Raw genomic sequence first — 18,195 nt, forward strand, 5'->3', positions numbered from 1 at the left:
TATACTTCAATTGTGCGCCTCTTTTCGTATGTGGGTTTGTTCTTTGGACGGAACGACTCCCAGTATACTAGAGGTGCATTTTTCATTCAAAGCTCAAATTACTTCATTACAGGAATAGCTCCTATTAGTTGTTAGTACAACTTAATAATCGGAAGTTGATTACGAAAAATTTATCGCGTTAATTCATAAACGAATCCTCGACGCAACTCTAACGAAGCCTCAACGCAAACAAAAAGCGCCCGCCGATCGAGTCGTTTAAACTCGTTCAGTGAGCGCAATATTTATTCTTCGCGTATAGGTGTGGCGCCGAGTATATCCGCCATCTGAATCCACTCTCCATCGACCATAACGCGCTGCTTAAGCGTATCGATACGTTCGACTACTCCTATAACGTTGAGGTCCTCAAAACGGTTGTATAGGCGCAGTGTAATCGGTGTACGCTCCGATAGGGAAGCCGACACCACGCGTTCAAGGACTTCGAGCTCGTCCGCGTCCAGTACCGGCTTTTCTTTCGCCAGCAAATCATGGTTAAATTCGCGTATTCGTACGATATGTTCCGGCAGCATCATGCGGGAAGATTCCCATAACCCATTGCCTTCGAGTTTTTTACGTTGCGTTGTCATAAGCGATCACCTCAACGTAATTATATGCGAACGCGTGTTCGTTAGTCAACGCGAATAATTTTCAACTAATGTAGGATAGATGTGGTTAATCATCGAAAGGCTTTTATTCTAAGTGATTTTATGAGTTCTTTTTCAGTTTCTATTATATGTACGTATACGTTATCGTTGCTTTTAGTTTTCCACAGAGAATTTGATAAACCAACCAAACTCGCTCTTGCTTCTTTAATTCTTTTGAGGCTCGGAACCAGTCCTAGGAAGGAAAATATTTGATAGGCAGGTATAACTTGAACAGCGCCTAACAATTCACCAGCCATTGTTCTTATTTCTAAACTTGTTCTTTGTCTTTCGGATGTAAGTCGGTCATTGTTTAGATTTTCTTCTGTTAGTTCGACCGGGTTATGATATTGGTTTGAGTAGAGTAGTAGCGTACGTGCTACCTTGCCGATAATCTTTTTCAACTCGACTATAGGCTCTATTATAACTTTTAGGGACAACTGACTTATAATGAATAGAATCAAACCACCGAATATTGTTGTCACGAACGTAACCCAGCTAAACCCTGAAATTTTAAACACCTCCAGTTTCTTTAGCGTACACAACAAACGTGCAATTAGCGATCATAAATCGTTCCTCGCGTATTTTTATCGTTTCTTCCGTAATTTCCACGATACGCCCACTACCTATAAGCTCACCGTCTTGAAAAGCAAGTATCTGCGTTTGATCGATTGCGGCAGTTTAAAAATGAATGGGCGCGGTTAGCCGTCGGAATCCTTTATACCTCATTATATTTCTCCGCGGCTTTTCTTGTTTACAATAACCGCATTACGAATTAAGAACACAGCAGCAAGAATATGAAGTGTCATGCCAAGGAACGGAATCCAGCCGAGGGCAGATGCGCCTATACCAATTACTGAAGGGTAGAACGGTTTTCTTTTCCATATACAAAAGGCTAGCGTTATTATATGTGCAAATAACATATACACTAAAAACGACCATGAAGAAATAAAAACTAGTAAACCACCGAGTACAGGAATTCCAAGTATTCCTTCGCATATTCCGGTAATCCATAATAATACCTGTACCACTTTCATTAACATGCCTCCATAAGTATTGTTTTTATGAGTTAACTAAAGACCGATTAACTACTTAATAGTATAAACTTTCATCCACATATTGGGAAGCGAAAACCTGCCGTAATCAGTGGGCTCCGTTCGTCATAAGTCCGAAACTGTAAGCACCTTCGCGTCCATCCCATCTAACATCACCGTCGACCACTTCTGACGGTACTCGCCTACCGCGGCGTGCATAGTTTTCGATATTATTGTGCTTATTTCCAATATCTGCGAAAATAAACAATGCGCGTTGTATACAAGATAGGGGGGAGACTTTTCAATGAAAAAGATAATATTTGTGCTGGCTGCGTTTACGTTGTTAACTGCTTGTGGTAATAACTATGAGAATGCGCTTGTAAGTACGCAAGTCGTATACAGTGTTCCAGGTATGGAGTCATTTGTTAACGCACGCGACGTCGCAGACAAGACACCGGAAGAAGTTGTATCTATACTTGGTGAGCCGTTATTCTCTGAAACTTTCGATTTCGCAATGGGTCCGGACAAGATGAAAACGCCTGTCACAAAGAATTATTACTCCGCGATGTTGGATGACGAAGAGGGCGCCGAAGTTGGTCGCGTGGAAATATTATTCGCCAAAAACGGAGCTCGCTGGATTCGCGTTAACTTCATATCCGGTGAATACAGTAAGGACGATCGTTCCGCGATGCTTACAAGTGTCGGAATTGAGCCGATCGAATTGGACGAAGCTGGGCAGTTATCTGCAACGGGTAGAGGAGTAGACGGATATCATCGCGTAGAAGTACACGACGTTGGTCCTGGTGGTAATGGGACGGTATTAGTAGTAACACAAGGCGAATACGAATAAGAAAACGGTCACACTACGTCATTGCGGCGTAAGGTGACCGTTTTCTATTTGACATTTATCCGCAATAAATAGAATATTCACGTACAGGACAATATAACGGTTTCCTAAGGAACTACCGGTTCTTGGCCTTGAGATTTCTCAGAATAAATCAGATTCAACATCAAGATCTACTTCTACGCAAGAAAAACTGACTTGAACTCTCGTTTTTAAATATTATCGGATTTTATACTTTAAATCCGAGTTCTTCTTCAAAAGTGTTTAATACATTACTGTCCCATATTTCTATTCCTATTAATTCATCATCCGCAAACGCAACAACTTTTTTGACTTTCTTTAAAAATACGTCGGCTTTGTCTTGCAACTCATTATGCTCGCCTGGAAGAGCAAGGATAAACCTAATTGGTACTCCTTCTGCTGAGCTGAAAGTGTTTAACATAACACGAATATCACCAAACCTTGCTTGGACATCTTCGGAAGTATCTAATATGGTAATAATCATTAGTTTAGTATAAGTACCATCTGAATCAGTAATTAAATAAGATCCAAATGAACTAAATTCATTTTCCGGTAAAGGAAACGTAAAGTCTTTTCCAAGTGATTCGTTGTCTTCGTTACCTTCTGAATCGTCAGGAATCCACCAGGAGATGTAGTTTTGTTGATATCTATCGGACTTCACAGCATTTAAAACAGTTAGTATTTTTTCAGTTCTTTCTTCAAAGTCCACTTCACCTAAATCATATGGCAATATATCCGGTTTTTGTTTAACTTGTTTTAGTATAGATATTTCGGTCTTTAACTTACTATTTTCGTTAATTAATTCTACAACGGTTTTGTTTAACTCATTAATATCTTTAATATCCCTACCTGAAATCCATCCAGCTAATTTCTTATCATTTGCATAGTCACTTAAGGTACCGATGATACCTAGCTTAATATCTTTTACATCGTCAAAAAAGCTAGATATTTTGGTAAGTACATTTTTTTTAAAAGTACTGTACAACCTTTGATTTTCCATTTCTAGTGCATTTTGACCTAGATACCCTTTAACTTTTTCTTGAAGTGCGGTTTCAGATATAACCAGGGAAAAGCGCGGTATTCCAATTTCTCCCGCGAGGTCATATTCCCAATGGGTATAACTTTTTTTTGAAGACGGTTCAATTGCGCCGTATCTTCCACCCAGGATTAATAGATATACGTCAGATTCTTTTATCCATTTTGATATTGTCTCTTTTTGTGATTCATCCGCAGGTTTAAATAACTCCATGCCAGCGGGAATATGACCAGCTTTTAAAACAGCTTCTACCGCGGCTTGTCGTTCTTCTTGTAAGTCAAGAAAGGTAGATGATATAAAAATTTGTAATTTTTTTTTCACAGTTATATCTCCTATCGTCTAATTTAAAAATAAAACAAAACCGCGTCCAAATACTATTGGTCCGCGGTTATTTTTTCGTCTCTAGTGTACTCTAAGATGTTTGTAATCGCGAGTGCTTCACCTGTTAATTGACTCAGTGTATCGATTATTTTACTAAGTGTATCTAAATCCACCCGTCTCGTCTTGCCCTCACACATATCATATATGAGGTTAGGACGTACTTTTGCTTCACGTGCCAACGCGTTTTTTGTGATTTTATGTAATTCAAGTGTTTCTTCTAGCTTTATTCGAATAGCCAACGTCCTCACCCCACAACACTAATTATAGCGTATTGTTAATCGTTTGAAAATTACTGGTTGACGTTTATCATTAGGCGTTATATACTGACGTTAATCAATAGACGATAAACATTATACGTTAAATTAATTAGGAGGTTTCATTATGCAAAAACAATTCGATATCCGCTATGTAATCACGCCGGATCGTCTCGCACATATCACATTACTTGATTCGGGCTGCAGCCTGGTCGTACAAGCCACGTTCTTCCGCAATCTGCTCGAACTCCATCCGCGTACCGTTCTCGGCAGCACTTCGATCGACCACGTTCAACTCCGCATGCTCGGCGTTATGCCTTCCCGCGAGGAGGTGACCGTTCATGATACTCGCGTTACAGTCAGCGCCTAATCCGCAAATTCGCCGCCGTACACCTAAAGGACGCTTAATCGCCCGCATTATCGGTACTCTTTTGGCCGAAGTAGTGTCCGGCTTCGTAGGGGGTCTAATTTCGCGATGAAAACAACGACGTACAACTTTCGCATATTCAATTTCGCAACTGGCGAATTCGACGGAACGGTCACGCTTACGATCGGACCTCGGCGGCATCAAGCCGGCTATATGCGTAGTCGACGGACCAGCTGCTATAACGTTATCTACGACGGAAGAGAAGTTCGAGTCGATCCCGTCTTGTTCAGGAGAATAACAGGCAAGTCTACGGCCGAAATCGCCGGCGTATATGTCTTTACTGCGGACGAGCTCGCGTTGATGGGCTTTGAGCCAGCGCAGAGGGAGGCGGCCTAATGAAGACGACAATTCATCGTATGGCTTACTATTTGCGCAAAGCGAACGATTACAGCGAGGCTCGTTTCGATATTCTCCGCGGTCGGCCTATTAAGAAACTGTCTTCCACTCGATCGGCCCGCTTATTCGCATATAAAGTCGCACTGTATAATCGCATCAAAAAGGAGGCAGGCGTATGCTGAAGGTCGCGCTGATTCACGGGCCCTACGATGATAGCGGAAACCGAACCGGCACAGAGTATGTTATGGAGCTCGGCTTTCTTGTCGACGATGGCTACGTTATGTATGTCGGAGCTGATCGAGAACTATGGATGCAACCGGCGCGTGTTGTTGACGGATACCCAACGCTTTATACCGCAGAGCAAGCCGGCTATAGGCTCGCGTTGAACGTCGAGGACGCGGAGGCTGCCGTAAATAGGATTGTCGCGTTACTGGCAAATATGAGCGGCTGGCGGTTTTTGATTGACGTTCTCCTGGGGCAGAGCTTCGAAATTGAGTTCGATTTATGATTCCGCTTGAACAAGTGCCGGATGGTAACCGGCCGAAACGAAGGGGTGTAGTTTAAACCGACATCCCTTGTCGCGGATAACCTATGCTCCCACATTGCGTTATTCCGTTATTTTTGTTTGTCCGCTGTTCTGCGCTAACAGCTCAGCGGCATCGCTTTACGTTCGTACCACTCGCGGCAACGATTGGATCGAAAAGAAGGCGCCTTCTTCTTCCATGCGAACGGCTTTATACGGTTGTGGCGGCAAACGCAATCGTGCTTTACTCTCGCCGTCTATCCGTTCCTTACGCCAATAAGAACAACGGGTAGGCGGCGTTACTATTTTATTACGAGGAGTGTTGCGAAGTATGGAACAAATTCAAATTTTTTATTACTACGAGGAGTCTGCTACGCAGACAATTGAATGTTCGGTGGAGCACGGGTACTTAATTGCGCCAGATATTGCGGTAACTATTTGCGTTAGCAATACAATTTACTTCATTCGCGTTAAACCGTCTGATGAAGAAGTCGGTACGTATATCGACTGTGGTCTGATATCGGACATTGTTATACCTGGGTTCGGTGCCGACTTGTCTACGCTGCCGCGAGAATCGTTAGTATTCGCGTTATGGGCGGCTAAGCAAGCGCAGGAACCGTTGGCTGACGCTGTTTGAGATTTATGTACATTGCGCGCTCGGCTTCGGGTAGGACCGCGGTCGAGCGTTTTATATTATGTATTACGGGAACGTTTGTTCGTAGTTTCAATAATTTTTTGATTATCAGTGGGAATCTGGAACCATCTTTTTTCTTAATTTTTTACCAAAAGTAAATAGATTGTGTAAAGTCTCAACAACAGCTACCGAAACTGCTGCTCTTCCTAATGGTCCATCGACTAAAGCGAGAATGTCGTCTGGAGCCTTTAGTTCCTTATACTCAATTTGATAATAAGTGGTAATCGCGATAACTGCATAAAATACTGTCTTTAATAAATAGGGGGAAAGAGGTATAAATACTTTGATTGCTAGTATAAAATTTTTCAAGCTATTATCTCCTTTTTTGTTATTAGTAAATTGATGATTGTTAGGTGTTGTAATAATGATCACTTTACTTAGTAACGCATGCAATGTCCGCAACCTTTTACGTTATAACCGCTTAATCCTTGCGCAGACTCAAATGTTTCATCTTCTGTCACACAGTAATGCCACTCGCCGTTCTTTTGGTGCTTAGTGTCCGGCTTAACCCATGCGCAGTTGTCTCGATGTACTGTCGCAGTCTTTGTTATCTTATCGACGTTTAGCCACGCCATTCAGTATCCTCCTTGTTTCGCATATACGAATATACAATTAGCTCTTATAAACCGCTTATGGCGTATTTTTAACATCTCGTAATCCTGCGTATTTCTTCGTCACCTCAACGGAAATTATTCGACATGTTGGCGTAATTTTCCTCCGTTTAGACGCGAAAAAGCCCGCCAAATGACGGGCCATACGTTTGTTTTCGTTATTTCTTACGTTCTGTTACGCCGAGATGCGCCTTTAATCCGTCCTGAAGTACGCGCGAGAAGTTAACGTTATTCTCGACCGCAATCTCATCGAGCCATTTCGGAATCGTTAGCGTCTTCTTTACGGCTTTCTCCGCCATTTGGTCACGGAAGGGCGGCATCCATACGTCGATGAGTACAACGGCTTGATTCGCGTCTAACTTAACGTCAATCGTGCGCGTAGGCTGCGGAATATCGTCATTGTCCGTCTCCATACCGTACAGATGCAGCGCCATACATTCGCGAGCCATACGTAATGCATCTTCGTCTGTGTCGCCGCAAGTAAGCGCGCCTGGCAGGTCCGGGAATTCTACGGAGATACCGTCGTCAGCGTAATCGAATATCGCGGGATAAACGTACCGGTCTTTCATTTAATCACGTCCTTAGAGTACTTTATTTGGCACTTATTTATTTGAGGAAGAGAGGGGCTATAAAAGCCCCGCCTGCTTCAAGATACTTTTTACTGTTTTAATCGGTATATCTTTGTTTGGGTGTGGGATGGTTACTTTACCCGGCTTAGTTTTGTGTTTGTACTGTCGATGATCGCCTACGGTATGTACTAAGAACCAACCATTTGCTTCAATCAATTTTACCATGTCTTTTGATGATTTACCTTTTAAGTTCATAGCGCCCTCCTCTCATTAATATAATAACACGTATTAAAGTACGTGTAAATAATTATTTTACGTATTATTACACGTGTTACCGTATATTTCAATGCCGAATGTCCCGATTTGCGGGTAAGTGAGCGTGTAAATAGAATAGACACGCAGCTCGATTTCCCAATAGGAGTTGTGCGATATCAAAAGTCCCTCTTTACACTCACATAACATCCATATTTAGACGATAAGTTGTGTCCAATCCTCCCGAAGTTGGGGGATCTATAGTATCAGCGGATAATTTTACGTCGAAGTGTACAGATCTACGTCCGCAAACGACTAAACACGTATAAGCCGAAATAAATCCCTCTAGAGTGTGCGAACCGTCGAGGTTACCGCAGATAATACGATATCATCGAACAAATTTGCGCCAGCGTGTGCGAAAAGCTATATGCGATTTGTATTAACGTATGTACCAATTTCGCAATACGTCGTAGATAAATAGAGTATGAGCCGAAATAAATCCTCGCTGATATGTGCGAATTCAAATCGGCTGGCGTTAATAAAGTAACTGCAAAAGATTTGTGCAAGAACGATTCGGCGTTCGGTATATACCAGTATACGTCCCAATATGTGCGATACGAAATCGGCCGTCGTCAATAAAGTAAAAGCGGAAAAATGTGCGAGAGCAAAAGTGTGTCCGAATAATACAGTGTCATTAAAAAGTTTACGGGAAGTTGTGCGAGACACAGGTTGAAAAACGACTATGTAAGTATACAGCGAATGTACGAAACGCGATCGGCCAGCGTTAATAACGTATAGGGTGCGGATTCGTCGGCGACCGGCGAGAAATAACGTAAAGGAGGAACCGTTGTGAAAACTCAGAAACGCACCTCGCATGTATTTTCGACTAGCTTGCCGGAAATTGAAGCGGAATTAGCTGAATTTCTATGCGTGATCAACGCGGCGGATAAAACAACAGGCAACGCGGTGTTAGAAATAGGTAGGCGGCTAGTGTTCGTAAAAGAGAACCATACGAAACACGGAGAATGGATTCCGTGGCTCAAACGTGTGGGGATTGCGAAAAGAACGGCACAGAGTTACGTGAAGGCTTTTGAACAATTCGGAAATGTGCCGCTGGCTGCGCTTTTGAGTGCGTCAAAAATGTTCGAGTTAGCTTCGCTGCCACCCGAAATAAATATATCCGAATTCCTCGCGTGTGAGCACACCGTCCCTTCGTCCGGAGAGCAGAAAACCGTAAGCCTGATGACGAAGGAGGAGATTCGGGAAGTTGTGCGTTTTGAACGGGAGCGCGTAGGACTAGTAAAACCGAAACAACCGAAGCCAGCCGCGGCCGAGAAGACTCAACCACCAACGAACCGTTTTGATTCGCTCACACTCGATCAGGACAAGCGCGATATCTTGTACGGAATGCCGCTGGCGGCTGCGTTAAGAGTCGCCGATCTAGAGAGCGTTGAAATGAACGCAATGTTAAACGTAGCATCGAAACTATCCGGTCGTTTATTCGCCGAAAACTACACCGAAATCCTAGCGGACGTAGACGGCGGGAAGAAAGCATCCGATATCATCCGTAAATATAAGAAGCCGGCGAATAAGCAACCGCTAAGCGGTCTTACTATCGATCCCTACGAAATACTAGGCGTTTGGGACGGCGACAGCGATGCGGATGTTAAGAGGAAGTACCGTGCGTTGGTTCAGAAGGTTCATCCGGATAAGGGCGGCTCTGAATTACTATTTAAAATCGTTAACGCGGCATGGGAAGCGTATCAGGACGGCTATTAAAATACGCGGTAAGTCGCCGCTTAATATAAACCAAAATATGAATCGTGGAGGGATTACGAATGAATCAGCTACAACAACTGTTTAATTACGAAGGCAACGAAGTAAGGACGGTATTGGTAGAGGGCGAGCCGTGGTTTATTGCGAAAGATGTTTGTACAGTTCTAGAAGTGAACAACGTAGGACAAGCATTAACGCGACTAGATGCTGACGAGAAGGCTGATGTCATTTTAAATGATGGCAGCCAGGGACGGAATTTTTCAGCCGTAAGTGAGTCCGGTTTATACTCTTTAATCCTCGGTAGTCGCAAACCGCAAGCCCGCGCGTTCAAGCGTTGGGTCACTTCCGAGGTTCTTCCGTCAATCCGTAAAACAGGCGGCTACAACGCCCTCGCCGTTCCTTCTTACGCGATCGAGGATCGAGTTGCACGCGCTAAGCGTTGGATTGAGGAAGAAGAGGCGCGGCTGGCGCTGGAACTCGAAACACAGCGACAGGTTACGTTGCTGACCGAGCAGGCTCCGAAAATATCGTACTACGAACGCATTCTCGCATCGCACGATTCGCTAACTGTCGGGCAGATTGCGAAAGACTACGGACTTACCGCAGATTTGCTCAATCAAATACTAAAGAAAGAAGGGGTCCAGTACAAAACAGGCGGTCAATGGGTATTAAAGTCAGTTCATATACGCAAGGGGTACACGGAGTCCAAAACTGGTACCCGCGGCGATAAGGGCTCATTCGTATTTACGAAGTGGACACAGAAAGGGCGGTTATTTATCCACGAACTACTGGCGGATATCGACGTACAACCGAACGGAGAGGGGAACGCAGCAAGAGCTATGTTGGAGCGGACTAAGCGACGTTCGCCACAAAGCCAACGACCGCGCAAGCTAGTAGTAATACAACAGCCGATGAGTAGATAATCCATACGCGCAGATAGAACGGCACGGGAGGCGTAAAGCACACTTATAAGGCGCCTCTCTGGCGTGTCGGCCCGCTAAGAAGAAGAAGAAGAGGAGGATTATGATGATGCGATTTTGGAATACGCAGAGAATACACAGGCAGCTGGCGAGCGTCGCTGTGAACAACTCGTTTCAGATTACAGTCCGGAACTAACTTGCTCTTAACATAGGCTGAAGAAAGGCGGGAAAGGACAAATGGCGCAAAGATACCTATCAAAGCAGGTGTTCGTGTACAACGTGGATACGTCAGCATTCTATACTGAAGAGGAGGTTACCCTTCATACAGAGATAAAAGCGCTAAAGCGGGCGAAAAAGGCCGCTACCGATAAAGAACAGGCACGGACCATCCGCGCGAGTCTGCGTAGGTCACAAGCGCTCCTACGCACGTATTTCGACACGGACAGTAGCGTCAGGCATCTACGCGAGGAACGTATGACGGATAGGGCGGTTATTTCTCTATTTGAATCCGCGTTGACCCGTACGCTAGGTATTGAGCCTGCGGAGGTCACAAAGGAGTTGATAGTGGTAGAGACATATTTTCAAAGTGTGCTCCGTTCTCTGATCTTGAACGGTTTTATCTACCAAAACGAAAAGTACGTGTGCTTAACCGCCAGTGCCGGACAGATTCGCGAGCATAAGACCGTATTCATTCGCGAAAGTGCTTGGCTTGAACATGAAGGCTCGCTAACTGCGGGGCTCAGTGTCGATATGATTAACGCAAAGGGCGGCACGAATACGAATAAATATCTCGCTTATTTAGCGTTGTCTAATTCCGCGACCGAACCATGGCGAAATTTTCGAATTGATAGAGCTATCGTAGTCGACGATATGGAGTTTCCCGTGAAGAGTCTCGTTGATCATATCGATTGCGAATCGTTCGAGATTACGCGACAAGTAATGCCGGTTAAAATTAATCACACGGACGGCTGCGGCATGATCTTACCTCGCAAAAGCAGAAAAAGCTTTATGGTCAGGATGCCGTGGGTGAAGGGACTCCTCGTACCATTCCCGTTCGACAAGTTTGCACAAGAGAACGGGACACGTGTCGTAAAAGATATCTATGGCAGAGAGTGGGATATCGTCAAGGATGAGATCGAAGTTATATTTACAAAGAGTCAATTCAAGATGTGGAAGTTTTACGAAAGCTGGCAACAGTACACGGAAAATTTCAAACAATACGGCTGCCAGGCCGCTAAGTGTGCTGAAGAACCTGAAGAGTTTGCGCAGGCGAAATCGAATTATCAGATGTTGCAGACTCTTACAGATATGACTGACACAGAGTTGAGGCGGTTAACTACGCAAACGGCAAGAGATATCGTCAGTATCGGCAGCGACCGTGCCACAATGCTTAAATTGATGGGAGTTACGTCCGCAAACAAACGAAAAGGTTACTATCAACAGGCGCTTGAACTGTATCCGGAACTACTTGCCGACGAATACAGCCGCCAGCAACTCAAAGCCATAAAAAAAAGCACGGTCACGAGGGCTCGCGCAGGAAAGTTTGAAATTGACGGGGTTTATACGTATATCATCCCTGATCTATACGCCTTCTGCGAGTGGTTATTTTTAGGTTGCAAGCAACCTAAAGGTCTTTTAGCTGACGGAGAGGTATCGTGCAGCGTCTACGGAGGAGGTATCAAACTAGACTGTCTTCGGAGCCCACATTTGTATCGCGAACACGCGATCCGGGTGAATTCGGTAAGTGACGAAACGAAACGATGGTTTAAGACTCGCGGAATCTATACGAGTTGCCACGATCCTATAAGTAAGCTACTCATGTTCGATTGCGACGGTGATAAGGCGCTTGTAATCCGTGATCAAACGTTAGTATCGGTAGCTGAGCGCCATATGAAAGGTATCGTACCGCTACATTACGAAATGAAAACGGCCACGACCGAACTCCTTAACGGTGAAAGCACGTTTAACGGTCTTCACGCGGCGCATACTGGCGGAAACATAGGAGAAGTCAGCAATAATATCGCGAAGGTTTGGAACAGCTCTAGCTTCAACCTAGACGCAGTTAAGATACTCTGCTGTATTAATAACTTCGTAATCGACTATGCCAAAACGCTTTACAAACCAATCTTACCAACCGGGATTAAATCGATGATCCAGGAGTATACACGCACTAAAGTACCGTATTTCTTCAGATATGTGAAAGGAAAGGAGGTTGAGAAGGTAGCGCCAGTTACTCGATCGGCAGTTAACCGGTTGCGAACGCTAATTCCAAATAAGCGGATAAACTTCAGCGCGGCGAACCTCGGCAATTTCAACTATCAACAATTAATGCGAAATAAACGCGTCACGCTTAGATCAGATAGCGCCGAAGCGATTATAGAAAAATATAAGGAGCTGGATACACGCAAGTATTCGATGTCTCACGAGACGATCGACGGCAAAGATAGCACGTTCATGTACGTTAATATCCGGAATCAGCTACTCGCAGTCAATGAGCACTTAGACTACGTGGTAGACGTGCTAATAAAATACCTATACGTCGAGAAAGTAAGCAGTTTCAAAACGACGCTATGGTCCAGTTTCGGCGATGTAATCGTGAGAAATTTAAGGAACAATATCGAGGACAGACTCGAAGATGGTTTTATCCTGTGCGCTGACTGCGGGGAGCGTACGGAGTTAATCAAGCAGCGTCAAATCCGTTGCCACGGCTGCCACCAAACGCGTACAAGAGAGCGCAAGAGGCTTCGAATGCAACGAGAAAGAAGGTGCGATGTTGCCGCGAGTTCGTAGCAGAATCCGCATAGGACGGGGCTTTTCGCAGGTGGACGTGAAAAATCACACGCCAAAATTACCGAGAAGCCATACGTAGTAAGGGTTTCCGGCTCTTTTCGTTAATGGTGATAAAGGGAGAGAATTAACCTAATGAACCACTTTACAGAGGTAGCTCTCCTTCTTTTTTATTGGGTAGATATAAATATCCAATATAAATTTATCACATTGACAGTGTCGTGTCAAGCGGTGCCGTCTACGGGAGGGATTTCTGCGTGAAATATACAGTAGACAAACACGGAATAGTAACCGTTATTCGAGAAGATTCAATCGTGACAGAGATTGAGGAAATGCCCGAACTACTTACGAAAGAATAGTAAACTAGCGTGTAATTCTTCTTTGGAGGCGATGTTGGAGTGAATAGATATCAGGAATTTTTATTAATTACGGAAGAGTTCATAAAACGCGAGGTAGATCTCGCTACGGCACGCTCATTATCAGACGAAGCATTTGGACGATTCATCGAGAAAATGGTAATCGTACTAAGCCGGCAAACATTTCCGAAGCGAACATACAACTTAAACAAAAACAGTGTGCGTCAGATTTTTACGGACGTGCTATTCGATATAACGCAAACTAAATCCTTATCATTGAACGAGAAGAATGCGTATAGCTACATTACAACGTTCAAAGAGTACCGCCTTGTTTTCGCTAAAACGAAGAAGGAGGCGCGTGAGATTATCAGCAAGCTTCCGTTAATGACGATGAGTGCAATCGGACGCTGGGATTCATTGCAGAAGGTTAGCGCGATCTTCAAATCTCACGTAGTAACGGAGAAAGGTGAGAAGCGCAAGTGGGACGACCCTTGGCTGCATACGATCAATTTGTATGGTAATGGAGGTAATCTCAATGACTAACGCTTACTTGTACTGTTATTCGCCGACGATGTTTCATTTCTTGCGCGCGAAAGGCATCCGCTATATTTGCGTAGGCGTGAACGAGCGGTCAGGCGGTCGATTTTGGCTGTTCGAAAAAAGCGAGGAAGTAAAGAGTACACTGGATGACTATAACGCCAAGTAAGCGGTCCACTATGGAGTAGGAGCGTGGAGTGATTGAGCACAGACCGGAATTTTACGAAAGTCCCAAACGCTATATTTACGCTGTACACGCGGCTACCGGACTTCAAGGCAGACCACGCTTTGTTGTACGTGTACCTCTGCGCCAGGTTAAACCGCAACTACGGGTACGCATTCCCTTCGACGGACGATATCGCACATGCGTTAAACTGCGGTATTAACCAGGTCGTCACATATAAGCGAGTATTAAGAAAATACCGTTTGATAACGACTAAGAGGCACCCAACGTTAGGCAACGATATGTATTTTATTCATCCTCCGATCGATAATGAAGCGGAGTTCTACGGCAAATATGAAGAAGCTCGCGAGTATTATGAGCGCAGGTCGGCGCAATTTGCTTCAAGAGGAGCGCGGCCAAAACGTGCCGAACCGGACGAAGTACCGGACCATATAGCGAAGTTTACGGCGTGGTTATAGCGGTCAAATCACCGTTTTAGTGATCGAGCTATCCCCGAAACAGTGATCCGCCTATCACCGTTTTAGTGACGTATATAGATCTACGCGATAAAGATATACGTATAAAGATATACAAAACATACCGCGTCGTCACATAAACCGTTCCTAGCGACATTTCGTCAGATAAAAGAAATCGTCCTCATGTAACAGTTTGGACGCGTAGGAATTTGACGCGGACAATGAGGCGCAGCCGAAGCTGGTACTTATCATTTAGACTCGCGTTGGATCATAATGATCCTGCGTTGAGTCTTTTCTTATGTTCCCGTATGGCTTCAAAGCCGTTCGTGAACGTACGTAAATACAAACGGAGGTGAACGTAATATGACGAAGAGGCTAACGTCTGATCAATCGGTAGCCATCGAGTGGTTAGCGCTACCACGAAAAGGCGGAAAGACGTATGAAGAGATCGCGGCTATATGCGGTGTAACAGCGCGTACGCTCGAAAACTGGCGCAAGGACGCTACGTTCGATGCGGAGTATAAACGTGCTGTAAGGCGCAGTAACGACGCCCGGCTACCGGAACTAGTAGCGTCATTGACGGATATAGCAATAGCGGATCGTAATGCCGCGATGGCGAAACTAGCGCTACAGGTTAGCGGAATGTTGACGGATAAGATCGAAGTAGAGACGAAGGACGGCGCTGTTACCGATGTAGACGCGTTGCGAGAACGTATAGCGGCTTTACAGAAGCGTGAAGAAGCGGAATCATCCGAAATTGACGATTAGTAGCGCTATTATATGAAGAAACGCGTACGGAGCGACTTCGGATTCTTTCGTAGTGGCCATTTTTACCCGCTAGCGCTTCCTGGCGCGTGCCTCTTCGTAATTTTTCAGCGTTCGAATCACGCATTGAACGCGATGTCAAGCATTATTTCATTTGCGTATGAATCACGTAAACCGACCGTTGTCAAGCGTTTTATACGATATTAACCGATGAATATTTATGCATAAGGACGCGCAGACATGTTCACAAATGCCGTATTTTGACGTAAAGTACCGGACCTTTACACCCGCCACAAACCGCGCCGTTATGCGGTTCTTAGAGGCCGTGTGGTAGCGCGTAGAGGCTTCGTTTATGCAGCGATTATGCATAACGCCAGAACCCGCGTGGTTACGCCATTCTCATTCCGTTGAGAAACGATTATTTCCCGGAAATGAGTGCGATTTTATGCATATTTATGCACCGGCGGGCACTTTAGCGCGATAAAGCGAGTTATACGGAATTTTACGAAGCTCGCGTCGTCGCTTTAACGTAATGAAGCGAATGGGAGCGCCCGACGATTTCGTGCGGTGAAGTACGAAACCCCCAAGGGGGCCTGCGCGGCGGCCGCGGTTAGGTGCGGAGATAATCCGCGTATCAAAATTAACGTTTGACTTTCCGAAAGGGGAACGCATATGAACGAGACTATCGAGAATAACTTCCGCTATCACGCGCCGAAAGACGGGCAAGCGGAGAAATACGAAACCTTACGCAGTAAAGCGAAGGAGCTCGCGTATCTATACGATGAATTAGCGCCCAGCTCGCGTGAAAAATCCGTAGCCATGACGAAGTTAGAGGAGTCCGTTATGTGGGCGAACGCTGCTATCGCACGTAAATAACGTAAGTAGATACGATAACATTACGTATTTTCCACGTCAATTTAGGCGTTCTATCGTCCGCTGGGTGTATTCGTACCCTTACGGTAATAGAACGCTTATTTGCCGTCAAAACCACGCTAAAACGAAAGGAGGCGGTAATTATCGCGTGGCTCAACGGTAAATGGCTGAAGCATCCGGAACGCGAGGCGCACATACAACGGCTTCGCAGCGTCATCGATACGGTTGATTTAACGGATATTGCCGCTTATCCGGACGACCTTCAGCGCGAACTATACGAAACAGCTGCGGAACTAGAGCGCTTGGAACGTATTCATCGCGCCGAATCGGACTTAATGTACTTCGCGTACGAGTACTTCGGCGAAGTTTACAACGTAGATAACTCCGGCAACTGGATTCCGGTCCCTATCGAAGAGGCGCCGGATTTCCACGGTGAACTATGCGACATCATGAATACGGTATCTACACGGGATATTAACGCGAAGATAGCCGTTGCAGCGCCGCGGTCGCACGCTAAGTCGTCGTTCCTGTCGAAGGCGTTTCCGCTGCATGAAATCGTGTTCCGTAAAAGGAAATACGTGATCATCATATCGGAGACACCGCAAGTATCGACGGGTAACATGGAATGGCTCGGCCTCCAATTGAAATCTAACGCTAAGTTGCGCGCCGACTTCGGTCCGCTCTTATCCGCGAAACAACAGGAGAATCCGAAGGACAACAGCGCGGAGTTTATCGCATGGGAAGCGCGGCCAGACGGTAGCCAACGTTTATTAGCGCGCGTTGAAGCTGCATCAACGGGTCAGGCGCTGCGCGGACGTAACTGGAACGGTATCCGGCCGGACCTTATCGTATGCGACGATCTCGAAGGCAAAAAGAATACGAATACGGAGCAGCTTCGGACAGAGATGCGCGACTGGTTCACGCAGGTTGTCGTACCGCTCGGCGATCCAGCCGGTAAAAAGACCGCGCTCGTTTATATGGGTACGATGGTCCACCACGATTCATTATTACGTTACGTAATGGAGAAGCGGTCGGACTTTAAAACGAAAATGTTCCGCGCCGTCATCGAATGGCCCGAACGGATGGACCTATGGGAAGCGTGTCGGCTCGTATACATCGATCGCGACAACACGAATCGAGCGGCGGAGGCTGAGGCGCTTTATCGGCTGAATCGCGCGGAAATGGAACGCGGGTCTAACGTGCTATGGCCGGACGTGCAACCGCTATGGAAGTTGTTTTCGTGGAAATGGGACAACGGTTCGAAGGCGTTTAACACGGAGTATATGAACAATCCGGTCGACGAAGAGAACATGGTGTTTAATCCGGAGAAGTTTACGTATTGGGATGCGCGAGAGTTTCCGCACAACGAATATGACGTTTTCACGGGCGTTGACTTTGCGATGGGTAAGACGCGTGGCGATTACAGCGCAATCGTTACGGTAGCGCGCCATAAAAAGAGCGGCGGCCTATTCGTTATTGACGCGTGGGGCGAGCGAGTTCATCCTGACGTGTTCTTGCGTATCATTACCGAGAAGGTGACGCAATACCAGCCGTCTAAGATCGCGGCCGAGGCGCAAGCGGCGCAAGAATTCTTCGTACACAAGTTGAAAGAAGCGTTGAGAGCGTCCGGTTATCCGGCGAATACGCGCGTTAAGGAAATACATCAACGGTCGCGCAAAGAGCTCCGGATTGAGGCGATGATACCGGATATCGAGAACGGAACGATACAGTTTTCGCGCAAACATTCGTTACTACTCGAACAATTCGAGTTATACGGATCGGGGACGCACGACGACCTTCCGGATGCGTTAGAAATGGCTGTTAGCGCGTCGAAAACGGCTAAGAAACGCATCACGGAGAAGCCGGCGATCTTTTATCGCTAA

Annotated in this window: 24 protein-coding genes; 15 read left to right on the forward strand and 9 right to left on the reverse strand. The window is 45.6% G+C overall.

The window, feature by feature from the left end; all coding sequences use genetic code 11:
- Window positions 1-281: 281 nt before the first annotated feature.
- The 3 genes from E0496_RS07175 to E0496_RS07185 form a co-directional block, all read right to left on the reverse strand.
- Complete coding sequence (locus tag E0496_RS07175; RefSeq protein ID WP_141500936.1) at window positions 282-623, reverse strand: YolD-like family protein; 342 nt, start codon at window positions 621-623, stop codon at window positions 282-284.
- Window positions 624-712: 89 nt separating this feature from the next.
- Window positions 713-1,162 (reverse strand): hypothetical protein, encoded by a 450-nt coding sequence (locus tag E0496_RS07180; protein ID WP_141500937.1) that lies wholly within the window; start codon window positions 1,160-1,162, stop codon window positions 713-715.
- Between the two features lie 243 nt (window positions 1,163-1,405).
- Entirely contained in the window at window positions 1,406-1,714 is a 309-nt protein-coding gene (locus tag E0496_RS07185; protein ID WP_141500938.1) for a hypothetical protein, read from the reverse strand.
- A 301-nt stretch (window positions 1,715-2,015) separates the two neighbouring features.
- On the opposite strand from E0496_RS07185, the gene E0496_RS07190 reads away from it, so the two are divergent.
- The gene (locus tag E0496_RS07190) at window positions 2,016-2,561 is read left to right on the forward strand and encodes a hypothetical protein (protein ID WP_141500939.1); all 546 of its coding nucleotides are present in this window, start codon (window positions 2,016-2,018) and stop codon (window positions 2,559-2,561) included.
- Window positions 2,562-2,784: 223 nt separating this feature from the next.
- Here the strand turns inward: E0496_RS07190 and E0496_RS07195 are convergent, their stop codons facing one another.
- From E0496_RS07195 to E0496_RS36115, 3 genes are all read right to left on the reverse strand, one after another.
- Window positions 2,785-3,933 carry a DUF4062 domain-containing protein gene (locus tag E0496_RS07195; protein WP_141500940.1) on the reverse strand — a complete coding sequence of 383 codons (1,149 nt, stop codon included), beginning with the start codon at window positions 3,931-3,933 and terminating at the stop codon, window positions 2,785-2,787.
- A gap of 53 nt (window positions 3,934-3,986) precedes the next feature.
- The gene (locus E0496_RS07200; RefSeq protein WP_241674625.1) at window positions 3,987-4,241 is read right to left on the reverse strand and encodes a helix-turn-helix domain-containing protein; all 255 of its coding nucleotides are present in this window, start codon (window positions 4,239-4,241) and stop codon (window positions 3,987-3,989) included.
- A gap of 193 nt (window positions 4,242-4,434) precedes the next feature.
- Window positions 4,435-4,590 carry a hypothetical protein gene (locus tag E0496_RS36115; protein WP_206669728.1) on the reverse strand — a complete coding sequence of 52 codons (156 nt, stop codon included), beginning with the start codon at window positions 4,588-4,590 and terminating at the stop codon, window positions 4,435-4,437.
- Between E0496_RS36115 and E0496_RS36120 the strand changes: the two genes are divergently transcribed.
- From E0496_RS36120 to E0496_RS07225, 5 genes are all read left to right on the forward strand, one after another.
- On the forward strand, window positions 4,589-4,726 hold the full coding sequence (locus tag E0496_RS36120; RefSeq protein ID WP_206669729.1) for a hypothetical protein: 138 nt from the start codon (window positions 4,589-4,591) through the stop codon (window positions 4,724-4,726). The two genes, E0496_RS36115 and E0496_RS36120, sit on opposite strands and share 2 nt — an antisense overlap.
- Window positions 4,723-5,010 carry a hypothetical protein gene (locus tag E0496_RS07210; protein ID WP_141500943.1) on the forward strand — a complete coding sequence of 96 codons (288 nt, stop codon included), beginning with the start codon at window positions 4,723-4,725 and terminating at the stop codon, window positions 5,008-5,010. Before E0496_RS36120 ends, E0496_RS07210 begins: the two co-directional genes overlap by 4 nt.
- Window positions 5,010-5,192 carry a hypothetical protein gene (locus E0496_RS07215; RefSeq protein WP_141500944.1) on the forward strand — a complete coding sequence of 61 codons (183 nt, stop codon included), beginning with the start codon at window positions 5,010-5,012 and terminating at the stop codon, window positions 5,190-5,192. The genes E0496_RS07210 and E0496_RS07215 overlap by 1 nt, the downstream gene beginning before the upstream one ends.
- Window positions 5,186-5,518 carry a hypothetical protein gene (locus E0496_RS07220; RefSeq protein ID WP_141500945.1) on the forward strand — a complete coding sequence of 111 codons (333 nt, stop codon included), beginning with the start codon at window positions 5,186-5,188 and terminating at the stop codon, window positions 5,516-5,518. Before E0496_RS07215 ends, E0496_RS07220 begins: the two co-directional genes overlap by 7 nt.
- Window positions 5,519-5,864: 346 nt before the next feature.
- Window positions 5,865-6,170: a hypothetical protein gene (locus E0496_RS07225; RefSeq protein ID WP_141500946.1), complete on the forward strand. Its 306-nt coding sequence runs from the start codon at window positions 5,865-5,867 to the stop codon at window positions 6,168-6,170.
- A 105-nt stretch (window positions 6,171-6,275) separates the two neighbouring features.
- On the opposite strand, the gene E0496_RS07230 is transcribed toward E0496_RS07225, so the two are convergent.
- From E0496_RS07230 to E0496_RS07240, 3 genes are all read right to left on the reverse strand, one after another.
- Window positions 6,276-6,599, reverse strand: a complete 324-nt coding sequence (locus tag E0496_RS07230) for a hypothetical protein (RefSeq protein WP_206669730.1) — start codon at window positions 6,597-6,599, stop codon at window positions 6,276-6,278.
- 397 nt (window positions 6,600-6,996) lie between these two features.
- The gene (locus E0496_RS07235; RefSeq protein WP_141500948.1) at window positions 6,997-7,407 is read right to left on the reverse strand and encodes a type II toxin-antitoxin system HicB family antitoxin; all 411 of its coding nucleotides are present in this window, start codon (window positions 7,405-7,407) and stop codon (window positions 6,997-6,999) included.
- 57 nt (window positions 7,408-7,464) lie between these two features.
- Entirely contained in the window at window positions 7,465-7,662 is a 198-nt protein-coding gene (locus E0496_RS07240) for a type II toxin-antitoxin system HicA family toxin (protein WP_141500949.1), read from the reverse strand.
- Between the two features lie 846 nt (window positions 7,663-8,508).
- Between E0496_RS07240 and E0496_RS35520 the strand changes: the two genes are divergently transcribed.
- From E0496_RS35520 to terL, 9 genes are all read left to right on the forward strand, one after another.
- Entirely contained in the window at window positions 8,509-9,438 is a 930-nt protein-coding gene (locus E0496_RS35520; protein ID WP_161601333.1) for a DnaJ domain-containing protein, read from the forward strand.
- A 59-nt stretch (window positions 9,439-9,497) separates the two neighbouring features.
- Entirely contained in the window at window positions 9,498-10,358 is an 861-nt protein-coding gene (locus E0496_RS07250) for a phage antirepressor (protein ID WP_141500950.1), read from the forward strand.
- 234 nt (window positions 10,359-10,592) lie between these two features.
- The gene (locus E0496_RS07255) at window positions 10,593-13,145 is read left to right on the forward strand and encodes an RNA dependent RNA polymerase (protein WP_141500951.1); all 2,553 of its coding nucleotides are present in this window, start codon (window positions 10,593-10,595) and stop codon (window positions 13,143-13,145) included.
- Window positions 13,146-13,540: 395 nt separating this feature from the next.
- A complete protein-coding gene (locus E0496_RS07260; protein ID WP_141500952.1) occupies window positions 13,541-14,041 on the forward strand; it encodes a hypothetical protein in 501 nt (166 codons plus the stop codon).
- Window positions 14,034-14,204 (forward strand): DUF5659 domain-containing protein, encoded by a 171-nt coding sequence (locus tag E0496_RS35525; protein ID WP_161601334.1) that lies wholly within the window; start codon window positions 14,034-14,036, stop codon window positions 14,202-14,204. The genes E0496_RS07260 and E0496_RS35525 overlap by 8 nt, the downstream gene beginning before the upstream one ends.
- A gap of 32 nt (window positions 14,205-14,236) precedes the next feature.
- Window positions 14,237-14,677: a helix-turn-helix domain-containing protein gene (locus E0496_RS07265; RefSeq protein WP_141500953.1), complete on the forward strand. Its 441-nt coding sequence runs from the start codon at window positions 14,237-14,239 to the stop codon at window positions 14,675-14,677.
- Window positions 14,678-15,037: 360 nt separating this feature from the next.
- The gene (locus tag E0496_RS07270; protein ID WP_141500954.1) at window positions 15,038-15,442 is read left to right on the forward strand and encodes a helix-turn-helix domain-containing protein; all 405 of its coding nucleotides are present in this window, start codon (window positions 15,038-15,040) and stop codon (window positions 15,440-15,442) included.
- 669 nt (window positions 15,443-16,111) lie between these two features.
- Window positions 16,112-16,315 (forward strand): Acb2/Tad1 domain-containing protein, encoded by a 204-nt coding sequence (locus E0496_RS07275; RefSeq protein WP_141500955.1) that lies wholly within the window; start codon window positions 16,112-16,114, stop codon window positions 16,313-16,315.
- Between the two features lie 332 nt (window positions 16,316-16,647).
- The gene (terL, locus tag E0496_RS07280) at window positions 16,648-18,195 is read left to right on the forward strand and encodes a phage terminase large subunit (RefSeq protein WP_241674627.1); all 1,548 of its coding nucleotides are present in this window, start codon (window positions 16,648-16,650) and stop codon (window positions 18,193-18,195) included.

It is taken from the genome of Paenibacillus luteus (assembly GCF_006542765.1).
Taxonomy (GTDB): domain Bacteria; phylum Bacillota; class Bacilli; order Paenibacillales; family Paenibacillaceae; genus Pristimantibacillus; species Pristimantibacillus luteus.

Bases quoted from the DNA above. Each gene is read 5' to 3' on its own strand.
- terL (WP_241674627.1), top strand. From the start codon at position 16,648: ATGTACTTCGCGTACGAGTACTTCGGCGAAGTTTACAACGTAGATAAC.
- E0496_RS07185 (WP_141500938.1), bottom strand. From the start codon at position 1,714: ATGAAAGTGGTACAGGTATTATTATGGATTACCGGAATATGCGAAGGA.
- E0496_RS07215 (WP_141500944.1), top strand. From the start codon at position 5,010: ATGAAGACGACAATTCATCGTATGGCTTACTATTTGCGCAAAGCGAAC.
- E0496_RS36115 (WP_206669728.1), bottom strand. From the start codon at position 4,590: ATGAACGGTCACCTCCTCGCGGGAAGGCATAACGCCGAGCATGCGGAG.
- E0496_RS07235 (WP_141500948.1), bottom strand. From the start codon at position 7,407: ATGAAAGACCGGTACGTTTATCCCGCGATATTCGATTACGCTGACGAC.
- E0496_RS07240 (WP_141500949.1), bottom strand. From the start codon at position 7,662: ATGAACTTAAAAGGTAAATCATCAAAAGACATGGTAAAATTGATTGAA.
- E0496_RS07175 (WP_141500936.1), bottom strand. From the start codon at position 623: ATGACAACGCAACGTAAAAAACTCGAAGGCAATGGGTTATGGGAATCT.
- E0496_RS07270 (WP_141500954.1), top strand. From the start codon at position 15,038: ATGACGAAGAGGCTAACGTCTGATCAATCGGTAGCCATCGAGTGGTTA.
- E0496_RS07210 (WP_141500943.1), top strand. From the start codon at position 4,723: ATGAAAACAACGACGTACAACTTTCGCATATTCAATTTCGCAACTGGC.
- E0496_RS35525 (WP_161601334.1), top strand. From the start codon at position 14,034: ATGACTAACGCTTACTTGTACTGTTATTCGCCGACGATGTTTCATTTC.
- E0496_RS07220 (WP_141500945.1), top strand. From the start codon at position 5,186: ATGCTGAAGGTCGCGCTGATTCACGGGCCCTACGATGATAGCGGAAAC.
- E0496_RS07275 (WP_141500955.1), top strand. From the start codon at position 16,112: ATGAACGAGACTATCGAGAATAACTTCCGCTATCACGCGCCGAAAGAC.
- E0496_RS36120 (WP_206669729.1), top strand. From the start codon at position 4,589: ATGATACTCGCGTTACAGTCAGCGCCTAATCCGCAAATTCGCCGCCGT.
- E0496_RS07250 (WP_141500950.1), top strand. From the start codon at position 9,498: ATGAATCAGCTACAACAACTGTTTAATTACGAAGGCAACGAAGTAAGG.
- E0496_RS07190 (WP_141500939.1), top strand. From the start codon at position 2,016: ATGAAAAAGATAATATTTGTGCTGGCTGCGTTTACGTTGTTAACTGCT.
- E0496_RS07255 (WP_141500951.1), top strand. From the start codon at position 10,593: ATGGCGCAAAGATACCTATCAAAGCAGGTGTTCGTGTACAACGTGGAT.
- E0496_RS07225 (WP_141500946.1), top strand. From the start codon at position 5,865: ATGGAACAAATTCAAATTTTTTATTACTACGAGGAGTCTGCTACGCAG.